Here is a 15,282-nt window from a genome sequence, read left to right as displayed (position 1 = left end):
TTTGCATCGGCCTGCTAGCTATCTAGGGCCCAACCCGGGCTGGATCCGGCGTCAAATTCGTTGTTTTGCAACGTGGACAGTCGGCCGTACCCATGCCCCACCTTGATCTCCGGCTGAACGTTCCCATGTTGTGCTGCGACCTGCCATTGGCGGTAAAGGATCATGACCAATGAAAAAGGGGCATCTTCAATGCTGGAGATGCCCCTAAGCTAGCATCTAGGAGTACCCCCCTATATCTCAGCCGGCCTACTTACGACGACCATCAACCTCTTTAGCAACCCCTTTGAACGGTTTTCCATCCTGCTTTACTTCCATAAAGCGGCCGGTGTCAGTATCCCGTTTCGTGTAGTTGCCAGTGCGAGGGTTCTGCACCTGGGTACGATCAGTAACAGAACCCTTTCTGTAGTCGTCTCCTGTGTTTTTCGCCATCACTTTACTCCACTCTTGTTCCAGCTGAGAGCGCCGTGCCCCGTGCACCAAGCATGCACAATCAATATATTGGGGCTAGGCTACGGGAATCAAGAGGTACCGACTTCATTGCTGACGTAGTTCGGCCAGTTTCTTAACAGTATCAAAGGTGGACATCCGGCCTGCCGCTCAGGCGGAAAAACCTCTGAACGTCCGCTTCCTCATCCGGCGAACAGGTGCCCCCGACCCACCACAGCCGTTCCTTCGGCCTATGGGACACACAATGAGGAGAACCAAAGTGACGCTGATCTACAAACGCACGAAAATCTGCGGGCTGTGCAGCTGCTACTTGGACATTCGAGGTTCGAAAGTACCGTTCGATTCCTCGGTATCGAGGTCGATGACCCACTGGAGATATCGGAGCAAACGGAAATCTAGCCGGTGAACTACGACCGCAGCAATATATTCCAAGCGGCCGCTTTCTGGCATTATGTCGATAGAATGCCGTCGGCCGGTAGTTAACATTGGCGAGAGACTGGTGAGTCATTCGGCCTGGGTGAGAAACTGAAAAGCAATCGAAATTGCTGCCGAATTAGCGTGCAGATTGAGAAAACGTCGCTACTGCTGCATCGCTGCTTTGAGAGGGACGACGCGAATGATTCTGACCGACAACGAAACCAAAGTTGACTTGCTCAACAACGAGGCGATTGCGACGACGATCCTCAGTTTGCTGCGGGAGAAGCCAGACCATCCGGTGACGATCGGCGTCCATGGTGATTGGGGCGCTGGGAAATCCAGCGTGCTGGAGATGATAGAGGCCGGGTTCTCGAGCGACAAGGACGTCCTGTGCCTCAAGTTCAACGGCTGGCGTTTCCAGGGCTTCGAGGACGCCAAGATCGCCCTAATTGAAGGTATCGTTGCAGGGCTTGTCGAAAAGAGACCTGCGCTGAGCAAGGCTGCGGGCGCGGTTAAGGACGTTTTCAAGCGGATCGACTGGCTGAAGGTTGCGAAGAGCGCGGGTGGCTTGGCGTTGACCGCCTTCACGGGTATCCCGACGCCTGACCAGATTGGCGCGATCGTGAGCCGTCTGGAAGGGATGCTATCGGACCCCGGACAACTTGCGACCAAGGAGAATCTGAGTTCCGCGATCGAGGGAGTCAAGGCTGTATTGAAGCCCTCAGAATCCAAGAACGTCCCTGAGGAAGTTGACGCATTTCGCAAGGCTTTCGACAACTTGTTGAAGGAGGCCGGCGTTGATCAGCTCGTTGTGCTAATTGATGACCTAGATCGGTGTTTACCAGATACGGCGATTGAAACGCTCGAAGCGATACGGCTGTTCGTCTTCACGGCCCGTACCGCATTTGTGGTGGCCGCTGATGAGGCAATGATTGAATATGCGGTGCGGAAGCACTTCCCAGACTTGCCGGACACGACAGGGCCACGGGATTACGCTCGCAACTACCTTGAGAAGCTGATCCAGGTCCCGTTTCGCATTCCCGCCTTGGGCGAGACAGAGACTCGCATCTACGTCACGCTTCTTTTGGCAGGGGCCGAGTTGGGCGAAGAAGATCCCGGATACAGTGAATTGATCAAGGCGGCGCGCGCACGGCTGAAGCGACCATGGGAGAGCGCGCCACTGGACCGCGCGGCCATAAGTGCGGCGCTTGGTCAGAATGCCAACAAGGCACACAACGCTTTGATTTTGAGTGATCAGATTGGCCCGATTCTGGCGAGTGGGGCCAAAGGCAATCCGCGGCAGATCAAGCGATTCCTCAATACGCTGTTGTTACGTCAGAAGATGGCTGAGGCTCGTGGCTTCGGCGACGAAATCAAGTTGCCGATCCTGGCAAAGCTGATGCTCGCTGAGCGGTTTCTGCCCAGTCTATTTGATCAGATAGCTACTGTTGCGGTGACAGATTCGAAGGGGCTCTGCACAGATCTAGCGATGTTGGAGAAGGTTAACGCCCCCGAGAATTTGAGTTCGGATGCGAAGACCAAGCAGACTGATGCGAGCGAAGCCAAAAGTAGTGCGACACAGGCGAAGGCGGATAGCGCGCTACTGACTGAATGGAAGTCGTCAGAGGCCATCCTTGCTTGGTCTCGGGTGCTGCCTCCCGTGGCAGGCGTCGATTTGCGGCCGTACCTGTTTGCGACCAAGGATAAGAAAGACTACTTCGGGCCTGCGTCGGTGCTGGGCCATTTGGCGGCAGTCGCTGAGAGGCTGATTGGCCCCAAACTCTCCGTTCAGGCATTGGAATCTGAACTGAAGCAACTTGCCCAGCCTGAAGCGGCGAAGTTGTTTGAAGCTGTCCGGGCCAAGATCGTGAGCGGAGACAGCTTTGACACGCAGCCTGCCGGAGTAGACGGAATGGTTGTGCTGGTGAAGGCGCAACCGAGCCTGCAGGGCAGCCTTATTGATTTTCTGCAGGCGCTACCTGCTAGTCGGTGTGGTCCGTGGGTGGTCAGTGGCTGGCAAGGGGCGCTTAAGGACAGCGCTGCACAGGCGCGTATGGCTGAGTTGATTGTCGGTTGGTCAAAGGTATCTGGCAACAATATGCTGAAGGCTGCCGCCGAGGCTGCAAATAAGACGCAAAAGGGAGGCAAATAGTGGGAACCTCGACTGCATACGGAGGACCCGGAGGGGGCACGCCGTTGGTACCTTCGTGGCTCGGATCGGACGGTGATGCCGGAGGGCTGGCCTCGCCATCTGCTCCACCAGCAGGTGCACCGACCAAAGATCCGGCCAGCCCCGCAACATTACCACCTGCTCCGCCAACTCGACTCGCTATTCCGACCCCGGCGGACGGTAGTCGGTTTACTGCGCCGCGCAGCAATTTCACTCGTTTCGCTGGCTCTGGTGGTAGCGATCGCGCGAGCTTGGGTCGTGCGGTTTCAGGGTATGTATCAAAATCCTCGGGTGGGGCGCGGCAGGCGGCTCAGCGGATGGGCGCCTCGCGCGGTTCCGGTGCTCGACTGCTGGGCTTCCTGACAGATGTACAGGCTCGCGGCGCAACCGAGGCGCTGCGTTCTTTGGATCTCGAAGGGCTGGCAGGCCGCCCGATCGACGAAGTATTTATGGGGTTGGCCGACTACATCTGCCCGAATGCCGGTACGGTCGATGAAGGTATTGCAAGGGAGGCATTTATCGAGACGATCGTGGACTTGAGCACGTTGGGCGTGACCGATCTTGATGCACTCAGCCCTGACCAGATGCAAACGGTTTTCGAGTTGTATGCAACCCACGCTATCGAAGCTCGACTGTGTAATGACATTGGTACGAAGCTGGTCACCGCTCCAACGGACCCACTGATCGCGTTGCGTGTTCAGAGCCAGTTGCGTGACTTCATCCGCAATGGCGTCAGTGATGCCCTGACGGCCGCACGCGCTGAAACTCCAAATCTGACGCAGGACCGCGTACATACATTTGTCGACACAATTTATGAACGTGCCTTTGGCATCTTGCAGACACTCGGAGACGCGGAGGCAGATCAATGAATCGACACCTTCTTGCAGGCCGGTATGGTCCTGACGATCAAATTTCGATTCCCAGTGCATCTGATGAGCAGGTAACTTACCTGCAGCTGGTGGCTGGCGAAAAATCGCTTGATCATGGTATTGGTGCTGCTCTGACCAGTTTGAAGGCTCTGGGTGTGTTCCCCTCAGAGATAGGGCTGGACTTGCTGGTTCTTGCCGCGCATGTGCATGCTGCTGACACGCGTATCTCTAGGGCAGAGCAGTCACAAGATTCTTGGACTCGTGAAATCCGCCTGGTGGTACCCGTCAGCGACCCGAACCGGTGGAACGCCGCAGCGCAGACGATAAAGCGAACTCTAGATTTTCTGACGGGAGATCGCTGGATGATTGGCTTTCGTTCTCGCCCCGAACGTTTCGCCGAAATCATCACGCCGCCAGAGACGCTTTTGCCTCCGGCCTTCGATACAGTGAGTCTCTTTTCTGGCGGTTTGGATAGCCTGATTGGTGCCATCGACCTCCTGGAGCAGGGCCGAACGCCATTGCTGGTAAGCCATGCGGGGGAGGGCGCAACCAGTGATGCACAAAATGCCCTTTTCGCTGCATTGAAGAAGCAATACAGCGGAAACGTCTTCGATCGCCTCAGAGTTTGGATGCTCTTCCCTGCTGAACTTGTGCAAGGCGTGGGTTCAGAAAACTCAACCCGTGGGCGTTCATTCTTGTTCTTCGCCCTCGGCGTGTTCGCCGGAACCGGACTTAGGACGGACTTCGTGTTGGGCGTGCCGGAGAACGGCTTGATTGCGTTGAACGTCCCCTTGGACCCGCTACGCCTTGGCTCGAACAGTACTCGGACCACCCATCCATACTACATCGCGCGATGGAACGACCTTTTGGGCGCTCTCGGCATATCTGGTCGTGTCGAGAATCCGTATTGGTCCATGACAAAGGGCGAGATGGCTTCTGCTTGTGCAAATCCCTCATTGCTAAGGGCGCTGGTTCCACATGCGCTGTCGTGCGCTCATCCCTCGAACGCTCGGCATCTGGGCATTAAGGGGCGCGGCATCGAACAGTGCGGTTATTGTCTGCCGTGCCTGATTCGTCGCGCCGCGTTGAATGCGGCCTTCGGGCGTGGCAATGACGCGACCGAGTACACGTTGTCGGACCTGTTAGCCCACCCACTGGATACGCGCGAATCCAATGGGCAACAGGTGAGGTCATTTCAGTTCGCAATAGAGCGCCTCCGTGCAGCACCACATTTGGCGAAGCTACTTATCCATAAGCCTGGCTCGCTCGCCGATGAGACCTTGCGACTCGATCAACTTGCTGCTGTGTATCAGCGTGGTCTTGCCGAAGTCGGCCAGTTGATAGAAGGCGTGGAAACTGCGCCGGATTAGGCTACCGATGAGTACAAGCAACGGTCTCGTGGACTTTCACTGCCACCTTGATCTCTACCCGGATCATCAGGCTGCTGTGGAGGAGGCAGAAGAAGCAGGCGTGTTCACCCTGGCGGTGACCACGACACCGCGAGCTTGGCCGCGCAACCACGAGCTGGCTCAACGCACCAAGCGTGTTCGGGCGGCGCTCGGACTACATCCTCAGCTGGTTGTAGAGCGTGCGTCCGAGATTGAACTGTGGGACCGGTACCTTCCAGAGACTCGATATGTTGGCGAAGTCGGTCTTGATGCTGGGCCGCGCTTCTATAAGTCCTTGGACCTTCAGAAGCAAGTTTTTCAGCACGTCCTGCAGAAGTGCGCGGAAAGTGGTGACAAGATCATCACAGTCCATAGCATCCGTGCTACTAAGTTCGTCCTAGATTACATCGAGTCTTATCTTCCATCAGGACGAGGCAAGGTTGTGCTTCACTGGTTTACGGGCACGAAGGCAGAGGCGGCGCGCGCGCTTGAATTTGGGTGCTACTTCTCGATCAACGCTGCGATGCTAGATAACCCGCGACATTCGGCCATGGTCGCTGAAATCCCGCTCAACAGGTTGCTGACGGAGACGGATGGACCCTTCACCAAGACTGGGTCGAGGCCGTCAAAACCTGCGGATGTTGCGGTAGTCATTGAGCTGCTGGGCAGCTTGCACAATGTTCTGCCGGCGACGATCGCGGGAACGGTTCGGAGCAACCTGCGCAGCTTGCTGGAGCCCCCTTCGAACGACCGCTAGAAAGCTGGATTCCTTTACTCGACCAACCTTCTCTTATCGATAGACCAACGACGAGGATTTCGACTATGCCACTCTCAGAGAAAGAGATAGCTGACTTGAAGAAGCTAATTAAAGATCAAGTAGACAACTACCCTGATCTAAAAAGCATGGTCGCTGCGGGAAGCCTGACCTATAAGGCCGGCTGGTACGAGGCGAAGAGCAAGGAGGCGTACGACGCCATCATTCAATATGCAACCTCGATTCGAGTGAGCAAGGATGGGAAGGCGCAGGTCAAAGTGGCGCAGGAGAGCAAGAAGCTGAAGGCGCTTGCGGAGAAATTGTGACTTGGGTCGGACCTTTGCTGCATTCATGGAGTGACAGATCCTGAATGGCTGTAACGGGATAGAAGTGTGAGTTTTCCTGATCGGGAAACTGGCGCGTTCACAGCGCCCACTGACTGAACGGCAGGTACCCGATGCATTGCTGTCGGAAGTTGCCAGCGAACCGAATGGCCGGAATGGCCGATCACCAGCCCGTCACCGTTCCACACCTAAGCGGGATCAGATGGCAAGCACACCAAGAAGAAATTGCCTGAACGTCAGCCACAGGCCGCCCTTAGCTTGGCCGCCTCCGTCACCCATGGATTGCCTCTACCCTGCCAACGGATAATGCGTGTGTTGCGTTCCCGCTCCCAGTCATCAACTGGATATGTTTTGGCCCACGCACACATCAGCTTCTTGTCCTGACTGCTCAAGTTCAGCTTGTAGGTTTCATACATATAGAGCGTGATCCGAGCAGCCCGCCCGCGGACCTCTGCCCGAGGCTGGGCACGCCGACCCTTAAAGTCGATTATGGTTTGGCAGGCGCCGTACATGTGCTCCGGATGGGAAGTCCAGGCTGAATACGGGTAGTTGCTCCGATCACCGTTCACTTCACCCACGGCCGGCACCAAATTGACCAGATCCCCCTCGGCCATCTGAAATACCGGGTCAGTCGCCGTGCAGTTCGCTCGCCCACCGCTCTGCCAGCACTGGCGCTGTTGGCCCAACATCCAGGCTGGCACAACATGCTCCCACTCAATGCGGCTGGCCCGCTCGAAGCTCTTTCTCGGCCGGTATCCGCAGCCGGCCAGATCAACGGATTTGCCGGTGTATCGGCAGCCACAGTAGAAATCCTCCTCCATCCCCGCAAACACACTCGGCAGCACCTTCTTGGCGCCAGCGAAGTCTCGATGTCCGACGGCCTTCTTGCCATAAACGAGCGCAGGAAGAATGGAAGATGCCGTGCTGACTGACGGGGGCATCTTGATCGGGCTGGCCTGATCGGCGACAGGCCTTTCTGAAGGGATACGAACTGGCGGACGAGGTGGTGCAGACGTACAGGCGGCCAACAGTGTGGCGAATAGCAGCAAGGCGTAGGGCATCGGCGGCAGTCTACGCAGAGGCAGCGCACCGGGCAACCTTAGCCTGGGACTCTCCCGGTCTGGTGACCCCGACTTTCAGCACGTCAAACCTCCCGCGATTGCGGAGACTCACTGCGCCGCTTGGCAGCCGAAGCCATTGAGGAATAGACAACGCCGCAGCGGGGGCACGCCTCAGTGGCGCCGAAGTCTCGACTGGAGCGAATGTAGTGGCAACGGGGACACTGAACGACTTCCCCCGCGGCCAGCTGGTATTGGCTGGCAGCAGTCATCCTCGCGTGACCTCCATGGCGCGGCGCGGAGCACATTTGCCGTTCGGAAGACGATAGCCAGCACCGCCGCGGCAGCCGCAGCCACTACAGGCCCTCATCAGCTCGCCGTGGAGCAGCCCGGCAAAAATCGAAATGCGCTGATCCTCCCGCGGCGCCCCTGCCTGAGCTGAGCCGCATAATCCGGTAACCAGCATTGCCACAAGAAACGCCTTCACGAGCTCATTCTCCTATCGACAGACCAAGGCATAACGCTATCAACATGAAATGCCATCGTCAAATAAATATTACATATCGATTTTCGACACCCGGAGTGTTCTTTGGCCTGTTGATGGGGAAGTCTCAACAGAAACCGCGCGTGGCGGGACTACTTCAGCCTAAAACCTAGAGCCCGCACCCAGCGCCCCCTGATGATGTGACGCATGCCGCTCATTTCGAGCAGGGCACTGCCATGACCCTGCTCGACGCGACAGGTATATTGGAAGCCGTCCCGCCCGCCAAACTCCGAATCGTGTATCGCCCAAAGACAGAAGAACCGGATGGCTCATGATCAGCGAGGAGGTTGCCGCAGGGAATCAGGCAAGACGGGGAGGGGGCCAGATAGCCTTCCGTACGCTATAGTGTATAAAATTACACTACCAAGGCCGCAGTCTGCACCATGCCCACGAGTACGCTATCCTGCCCCGAGGATTTCCCTGATCATCGTTTTCCCTGCCAGGATCAATCTCCGCAAGCCTTCCCGCTGGGTTTGACTCCGGTATCTGCAGGATTTCCGTCACCCGCCGAGGACTATGCCGACCGTAGCCTCGACATCAATGACTACCTGGTCCGGAACCCGGTCTCGACCTTCTTCTTTCCGGTCAATGGGGACTCGATGGAAGGTGCGGAGATCTTCAACGGCGACATTCTGGTGGTCGATCGCAGCATCCGTCCAGTGCATGGTCACATCGTCGTGGCCTTCCTGAATGGTGAGCGGCTGGTGAAACGCCTGCATCAACGAGGTGGGCAGGTGGCGCTGGTCGCAGAAAACCCGGCCTACCCGACGATCGCGTTAAACGAGGCGCTAGAACTTGTGATCTGGGGTGTGGTGGTGGGCAAATTCAAGCGCTTCGGGGCCTGAGATGCCGACCTTCGCGCTGGTCGACTGCAACAACTTCTACGCGTCCTGTGAACGCCTGTTCGACCCCACGCTCGTAGGCAGACCTCTGGTCGTTCTGTCCAACAACGATGGTTGCGTGGTGGCTCGCTCCGCTGAGTCCAAAGCCTTGGGGGTGCCGATGGGGGCGCCCTGGTTCCAGCTCAAAGACCTCGCCCGTAAGCACGACATCCTGGCCTTCTCCAGCAACTACGCTCTATATGCGGACCTGAGTAATCGGGTCGTGCAGGTCTTGTCGGACTTCTCGCCCGCCATGGAGGTGTACAGCATCGATGAGAGCTTTCTCGACCTGGCAGGGCTGCCTCAGGCTCCGGAGACCCTTGGCTGGCAGATCCGGGAGCGGGTCGGGCGCTGGGTCGGGCTGCCGGTGTGTGTTGGCATCGCCTCGACCAAGACCCTGGCCAAGTTGGCTAATCACGTCGCCAAGAAGAGGCTCGCCGGATCGGAAGGGGTGTGTGACTTCACTGCGCTTAATCCGGCTGAGGTGGATGAACTGCTGGCCAGTCTCCCCGTCTCCGAAGTGTGGGGCGTCGGTCGCCGCATCGACGAGCGCCTCGCCGAAATGCGGATCGGCACGGTACGAGCGCTACGGGATGCGGATCCGACCTGGATCCGGCAGCACTTCTCCGTGGTGTTGGAACGTACCGTCCGGGAGTTGCGCGGTGTGTCCTGTCTGAACCTCGAGGAGGTGACACCCGCGAAGCAGCAGATCATGGCAAGCCGCTCCTTCGGGATGGCCGTGTTCGATATCGAAGGGCTGGCTGAATCGGTGGCCAGCCACACGACCCGGGCGGCTGAAAAGCTCCGGGCACAAGCCTGCACGGCGGCGGCCATCACCGTGTCGATTCGCAGCAACCCCTTCAAGCCGCAAGATCCCCAGTACCAGCGGAGCATCACGATGCCGCTGGCCGAGCCGTCGAGCGACACCCGGGGGCTGATTGCTGCCGCCCTGGAGGGACTCAAGCGTATCTACCGACCCGGATTCGCTTACCAAAAGGCTGGCGTGTTGTTGTCCGGGCTGGAGCTTCGTCGGCGACAGCAAGCCAGTCTGCTGGCCGACGACGCCACCGCGGCAAGATCGGCGGCGCTGATGCACACCATGGATCGGATCAACGCCCGCTGGGGACGGGGCACCTTGAAGCCGCTGGCGACGGGGCTGCAGCAAGACTGGCGAATGCGCCGTGAGCGCTTGTCACCGGCCTGGACGACGAACTGGAACGAACTGCCGGTGGTGCTGGCCCGGTAGCCGGCGCGGGGCGTACGCTTCGCCCATGTGCGCGAACTACCGACCTTCCGCGCGGGAGGAACTCAGGAGTCTCCCGCTGCCACCGCCTGACTTCGACTACGGGGAGGCCTACCCGGGCTCGATCGTGCCCATCGTCACCAACTTTGCGCTACGAATGTGGGTACCGGCGAGCTTCGGGCTGATACCCAGTTGGGCGAAGGACGCGAAGATTACGCGATCCACCTACAATGCCCGCACGGAAACCGTGGGGGAAAAGCCATCCTTCCGCGATGCCTGGCGCCGGGGCCAGCTCTGCATTATTCCGGCAAGCGCGATTTACGAGCCTTGCTACGAATCCGGGAAGGCAATCCGTTGGCGGATTGAACGCGCGGACGGCAAGCCCATGGGGATTGCCGGCATCTGGGAGCGGTGCATCAAGGCGGAGGGGTTTCCGTCTTGGTCGATGTCGATGCTCACCATCAACGCCGATGGTCACCCCGTCATGCAGCGCTTCCCCATAAGCCCGGGGACGAAAAACGCTCGGTGGTGATCCTGCCGGACGATGCCTGGGGCGACTGGCTGCGGGCGAGATCGGAGGCGGCGGCTCGGAGGCTGCTCAGGCCAACTGAAGCGGATCTTCTGCGGGTGCAGCCCGATCCGCAGCAGGTAGTGCATGCGACAGACTCCCTGTTCTGAGGAGCGACATCCGTTGCGCGATCACAGGACCAAGATAGGCTCACGGCCTTGGCCAGCTTTCGAATGAAAAAAATCCCGCCTAAGAGGGATGAGTGTTGGTTTGCGGCCTGACCCCTGCAGAGGCTAGCCGTCGTGGCGCTCATATGAGCACCTCGAATCAGGACGTACAGTCGCATACATAATGCAGCGCAAATGATGGTCAGGCTACCTCTCGGCCATTGCGACCAATGGCGCTGGCTCAGTTGAATGACTGGTAACACAAAGGTTGTGGCTATTAACGTTGCCGGGGATGTTGTGTCAAGAAAGTGGTTAATACCGGTGGAGCTAAGGCAGAACTCCAAAACTCGATTTGGTGAGTCACAAGATCAAGCATATGACCGAGAAAAACTACACTAAAGAACAGATTAAAGTTATTGAGCACGATGGTGGTCATGCGGTCGTGGCAGCCGTTGCTGGGTCAGGGAAAACCGAAACACTTATCGGGCGTGTACGGCATCTTCTGAGAGACTATCAGGCCCATCAGATCGTCGTCATCATGTTCAACCGTGATGCTAGGGAGTCGTTCGCTCGTCGCTTCGAGCAAGCAGTCCAAGTCATACCACCTGAGATTCGGACTTTCAACTCAATGGGCAACAAGATAGTTCAACGGTTTGTCCAGATCGGGATGCTCTCCGCGGCCGAGATCGTGGAGAAGGACTATCGGCGAACAAACATCGCCCGCCAAGTGTTCACGAGTGTCTTCAAGCAGCTGAATAGCCCTGACATGACACCCGACAAGGAGTTAATTGACGATTTCGTTTCCTTCATTCTGCTGGTCAAGTCGGATATTCGCTCCGCTGAAGCCGTCTTCGAAGACCGCAGGTACGGCTCCTTAGCAGCAGGCTACCCAACCGCCTTCCAGATCTTCGAGCAAGAGCGCAAGCGCCAGAAAATCAGGTTCTTTGAAGACCAGATCTACGATCCGGTCATGCTTATGCTCAAGGAACCTGAAACTCAGCGCTACGTGGCCAACAAGGTAGATCATCTGATCATCGATGAAGCCCAAGATATGAATGGGATTCAGGTGGCCATGCTACGTATATTGGCCGGTACCCGCGCCAAGGTAATGCTCGTGGGCGATGAAGACCAAGCGATCTACGAATGGCGCGGGGCGAAGCCCGATTACCTAGTTGGTGGGTTCGAAAAGGACTTCAGCAACGCAACGCGCTACACACTTCCTCACACCTTCCGCTTTGGGCACTTGCTTTCGGTGGCCGCCAGTCAGGTGGTGTCTTACAACACAAAGCGGAATTCAAAGATCAGCATCTCCGCAGAAGGTACGCCGAAGACGAGAATCCACTGTCTGCCGCTCTCCTCAGGACTTACAGGCCTCGGCGAACACATCCGCAAGGTGCTCAACGATGGTTACACCCCCAGTGACATCGCGGTTCTTGTAAGAACCTACAGTCTAAGTGTCGCTCTGGAGCTTGAGCTGCACCATCTTCGGATCCCACACTACATATATGGTCGTCCTCCCCTGGGACGGATTCCCGAAATCCGGGCACTCGTAGGTGTTCTGCAAATGGCTTGCGGACGCTGGACACAACTGGAGCCTCTCGAGATGCGACACATGATCGAGTGCCTCCTGCAGCGGCCAGGACTCTATCTGGACAAGGATACTGTCAAGCGCGTGGCGACACAGGTCATGAACCGACCTGAACACCTCTCGGCGGCGATTCGGGGCGTCATTACTCCAAAGACCAAGAGCTATCATGCTGACCAGATCCGAGACAGGGCAGACCTACTTGAGATTATCGCGACAAGCACAAACCCAAGCGAGCGGGTCATTGATGTGCTCGAGCGCTATCTGATCGGCACCAGCTTCGTGACCTCAATCGAGAAACAAGCCTCCACAAAGGAGGCCGCGGAGATCATCTTAGCCAACGTGGTTGCTTTCAAGACGATTGCCAACCACCACCAAGGCAGCATCGAGGAGTTTCTGGACGAGATCGATCCCCTCATCGATACCTATGCGATCGAGCCTCCAAAGGCTCCCCACGTCTGGATCGGCTCCATTCACCGGGCAAAAGGTGATCAATGGCCGGTGGTCTTCGTCCCAGGCCTAGTTGAACGGAGTTTCCCCCCGGATCACCTGGACACAGACGAAATCGAAGCCGAGCGGCGCTTGTTCTACGTTGGCGTGACCCGGGCAATCGACGAACTGTACCTCGCTCACCCGGACGAGGCAGAATTTCGAAAAAATACGGAACAGCTTGGCGAACGTATGGACGGACAAAGCAAAAGTTCGGTATCGCGCTTCCTCTGGGAAATGAACATCGCCCTTGCGAAGCATGCTGGACTAGCGGTTGAGTCGGCCGGCCCATTCCGAACGGCAACCGTCTATCGACCTGACATCGCACACGAATACTTCAAGCACTTCTCTTTCGCCTCGACTTGGTCTTATACCGACCACCCGAACAGTCTTATGGAGAGTCCCAGAGACTCGCCCTTAGCCGAGGGACCGATGGGCCCTGGGGCACGAGTACGCCACGAAGTGTATGGCCTGGGCAAGATTGATCGGTGGGTTGACAAGCGGGTGGTTAGAATCATCTTCGATGACGGAGAAGCACGGATGTTTGTCGCAAACTCGCAAATCAAAGTGATTGATCTATAAACAACGGCTACCTTACTCGTACTTTGAACCTGCGTAGCCGGCTTGGGCTCATACCCTGATGTCACTATCGACGAAGCAGCCAAACGCGCTTCCGCGATGAGCATTGAACTCACGGAGGGTACCAGAGCGCACCAACAGACCTTTACAAAAGGTTCTACAGAAATCCCGACTAAAACAGTCGGGATTTTTAGTTTACATCAAGGAATCGTGACGAATCTCACATCATCATGCATGGCGTTTTCGACAAAAACCTGTATACAAACTCCGCGTGATTTAGCTGTATACAGGTCTAATTTGCAATCATCAAGCAATTGATTTATAAAGGAAAAATACGTAATGCAAATAGATGTTCAGACCATTCACGTGTGCAACCACAGCACCCCCGAAGCCCTGTACCCGTTTGACGCCCGCGGCGTTGCCAAGCGTTTCCGCCATGCGGCCATCTTCGGCGCGCTCGATTCGCTGATTCCGGGCGAGACGATGCGTTTCTGCAACGACCACGATCCGATTCCGCTGCTCGGCCAGCTGCAGCAGCGCTATGGCGAGAAGGTGACGATCACCTATCAGCAGCGCGAGCCGGGCGCCATCGTCATCGATTTCGCCAGGGTCGCCTGAGTATCAGCCTTCATCACTCCGGACGTAGTCCAGGGCCTCGTGCTGGAGCAGCACGGCGGTCATCACGGCCGGGGTGATGAGACCGGCCAGCCGGCCGCTGTTATCCACCACCGGCACCACGCGCTGGGTGTCGTGGCCGAGCACATCGGCCGCCAGCGCAATGCCGTCGCCCGCATTGACGACGCGCAGCCCGTCACGCGGTGTCTGCATGATCTGCCCGACCACTTCCGGCTTGTCCGAATGGCTGCCGGGGGTTGGGCGCAGCAGGCGACGCACGTTGTCACCGATGCGCTGGCCGTTGTCCGGTTCTACATGGCGCAGAAAATCTTCCAGGCTCACAAGCCCGATCACCCGTTGCGCCCGGTCCACCACCGGCAGGCTGCTCCGGTTGTGCCGGTTCAGCAGGCGCCAGGCTTCGTTGAGGTCGGTGGCGAAGGCCACGCTGAGCGGCGTGGTTTCCATTATGTCAGCGCAGGTCAGCAGCACATGGCGGTGAAAGGCATGGCGTGCGGCCCGCTGGAAAACCTGGGCCAGATCGTCTTCACTGACGTCCAGGTAGGCATCGATTTCGGCCAGCGCGGCGGCCAGATCCGGATGCTGAATGCCGGCAGGGCTCTGGCGCTGCTGTCGGGGTGTGGCGACCGCCGGCGAACAAAGCGGGTAGCGGCGCCCGGGAATCAGGTTGTTGACGGCCGTTGCAGCGATCAGGATGGCGGTGATGTTCCAGCCGGCGGCGGCGAAGCTCGTGGCCGCATCCAGACCTTGCGTGGCGGCGCTGGCCATCACCAGTGCCATGGCGCCGCCGGGTGGATGGATGCAGCGCAACCAGCCCATCAGTCCCACGGAAATCGCCACCGCCAGGCCGAAGGCCAGGTAGCTCGGCGTCGTCCATAGTCCGCAGGCAAAACCGACCAGCGCCGGCAGCATCAGCCCTCCAATCACCGACCAGGGCTGGGCGAGCGGGCTGTGGGGTAAGGTAAACACAATGACCGACGTGGCCCCGAGTGGTGCTAGCAGACGTCGGGCCTCGGCTGGTACCGGCACCACGAACAGTACGCCCTCGTAGATCAATACCCCGAGCAGCGCGGCAATCGTGCTGCGCCAGCGTTCCGTGACGGATAGCGGAGCCGCATCGGCGAACAGATAGCGGCGGGCGAAGCGGGTGAGGGCCAGGTGAAGGGTGTTCATCGGGAGTAAGGGGTGGGCCGGTAGGCGGCCAGT

Annotated in this window: 13 protein-coding genes; 10 read left to right on the top strand and 3 right to left on the bottom strand. The window is 58.0% G+C overall.

All coding sequences use genetic code 11. The features are described 5' to 3' along the window. Positions 1–246: 246 nt before the first annotated feature. Positions 247–429 carry a hypothetical protein gene (locus ETQ85_RS20525; protein WP_148580946.1) on the bottom strand — a complete coding sequence of 61 codons (183 nt, stop codon included), beginning with the start codon at positions 427–429 and terminating at the stop codon, positions 247–249. A 634-nt stretch (positions 430–1,063) separates the two neighbouring features. Between ETQ85_RS20525 and qatA the strand changes: the two genes are divergently transcribed. From qatA to ETQ85_RS20495, 5 genes are all read left to right on the top strand, one after another. Then, positions 1,064–3,016, top strand: coding sequence for a Qat anti-phage system ATPase QatA (gene qatA, locus ETQ85_RS20515; RefSeq protein WP_148580945.1), 1,953 nt, complete (start codon positions 1,064–1,066; stop codon positions 3,014–3,016). Continuing rightward, positions 3,016–3,903, top strand: coding sequence for a Qat anti-phage system associated protein QatB (gene qatB / locus ETQ85_RS27365; protein ID WP_148580944.1), 888 nt, complete (start codon positions 3,016–3,018; stop codon positions 3,901–3,903). The genes qatA and qatB overlap by 1 nt, the downstream gene beginning before the upstream one ends. After that, a complete protein-coding gene (qatC, locus tag ETQ85_RS20505) occupies positions 3,900–5,273 on the top strand; it encodes a Qat anti-phage system QueC-like protein QatC (protein WP_148580943.1) in 1,374 nt (457 codons plus the stop codon). The genes qatB and qatC overlap by 4 nt, the downstream gene beginning before the upstream one ends. A gap of 7 nt (positions 5,274–5,280) precedes the next feature. Then, on the top strand, positions 5,281–6,048 hold the full coding sequence (qatD, locus tag ETQ85_RS20500; protein WP_148580942.1) for a Qat anti-phage system TatD family nuclease QatD: 768 nt from the start codon (positions 5,281–5,283) through the stop codon (positions 6,046–6,048). 95 nt (positions 6,049–6,143) lie between these two features. Then, positions 6,144–6,371, top strand: a complete 228-nt coding sequence (locus tag ETQ85_RS20495; RefSeq protein ID WP_222862227.1) for a hypothetical protein — start codon at positions 6,144–6,146, stop codon at positions 6,369–6,371. A 254-nt stretch (positions 6,372–6,625) separates the two neighbouring features. Here ETQ85_RS20495 and ETQ85_RS20490 read toward each other — a convergent pair whose 3' ends face one another. Further along, positions 6,626–7,450 (bottom strand): endonuclease, encoded by an 825-nt coding sequence (locus ETQ85_RS20490; RefSeq protein ID WP_148580940.1) that lies wholly within the window; start codon positions 7,448–7,450, stop codon positions 6,626–6,628. Positions 7,451–8,374: 924 nt separating this feature from the next. Between ETQ85_RS20490 and ETQ85_RS20485 the strand changes: the two genes are divergently transcribed. From ETQ85_RS20485 to ETQ85_RS20465, 5 genes are all read left to right on the top strand, one after another. Then, on the top strand, positions 8,375–8,836 hold the full coding sequence (locus tag ETQ85_RS20485) for a LexA family protein (RefSeq protein ID WP_148580939.1): 462 nt from the start codon (positions 8,375–8,377) through the stop codon (positions 8,834–8,836). A gap of 1 nt (position 8,837) precedes the next feature. After that, positions 8,838–10,118: a Y-family DNA polymerase gene (locus ETQ85_RS20480; protein WP_148580938.1), complete on the top strand. Its 1,281-nt coding sequence runs from the start codon at positions 8,838–8,840 to the stop codon at positions 10,116–10,118. Between the two features lie 124 nt (positions 10,119–10,242). After that, positions 10,243–10,647 carry an SOS response-associated peptidase gene (locus tag ETQ85_RS27040; protein ID WP_246128843.1) on the top strand — a complete coding sequence of 135 codons (405 nt, stop codon included), beginning with the start codon at positions 10,243–10,245 and terminating at the stop codon, positions 10,645–10,647. 519 nt (positions 10,648–11,166) lie between these two features. Continuing rightward, positions 11,167–13,446, top strand: coding sequence for an ATP-dependent helicase (locus ETQ85_RS20470; protein ID WP_148580937.1), 2,280 nt, complete (start codon positions 11,167–11,169; stop codon positions 13,444–13,446). A 336-nt stretch (positions 13,447–13,782) separates the two neighbouring features. After that, the gene (locus ETQ85_RS20465) at positions 13,783–14,061 is read left to right on the top strand and encodes a DUF2249 domain-containing protein (RefSeq protein WP_148580936.1); all 279 of its coding nucleotides are present in this window, start codon (positions 13,783–13,785) and stop codon (positions 14,059–14,061) included. Positions 14,062–14,064: 3 nt separating this feature from the next. Here the strand turns inward: ETQ85_RS20465 and ETQ85_RS20460 are convergent, their stop codons facing one another. Further along, on the bottom strand, positions 14,065–15,249 hold the full coding sequence (locus tag ETQ85_RS20460; protein ID WP_148580935.1) for an HPP family protein: 1,185 nt from the start codon (positions 15,247–15,249) through the stop codon (positions 14,065–14,067). Between the last annotated feature and the right edge of the window lie 33 nt (positions 15,250–15,282).

Origin of the sequence: Zoogloea oleivorans, assembly GCF_008107625.1 — a bacterium.
Lineage (GTDB): Bacteria > Pseudomonadota > Gammaproteobacteria > Burkholderiales > Rhodocyclaceae > Zoogloea > Zoogloea oleivorans.
The sequence above is the reverse complement of the archived record's forward strand: the minus strand, read 5'-3'. Positions and strand labels throughout refer to the sequence as shown.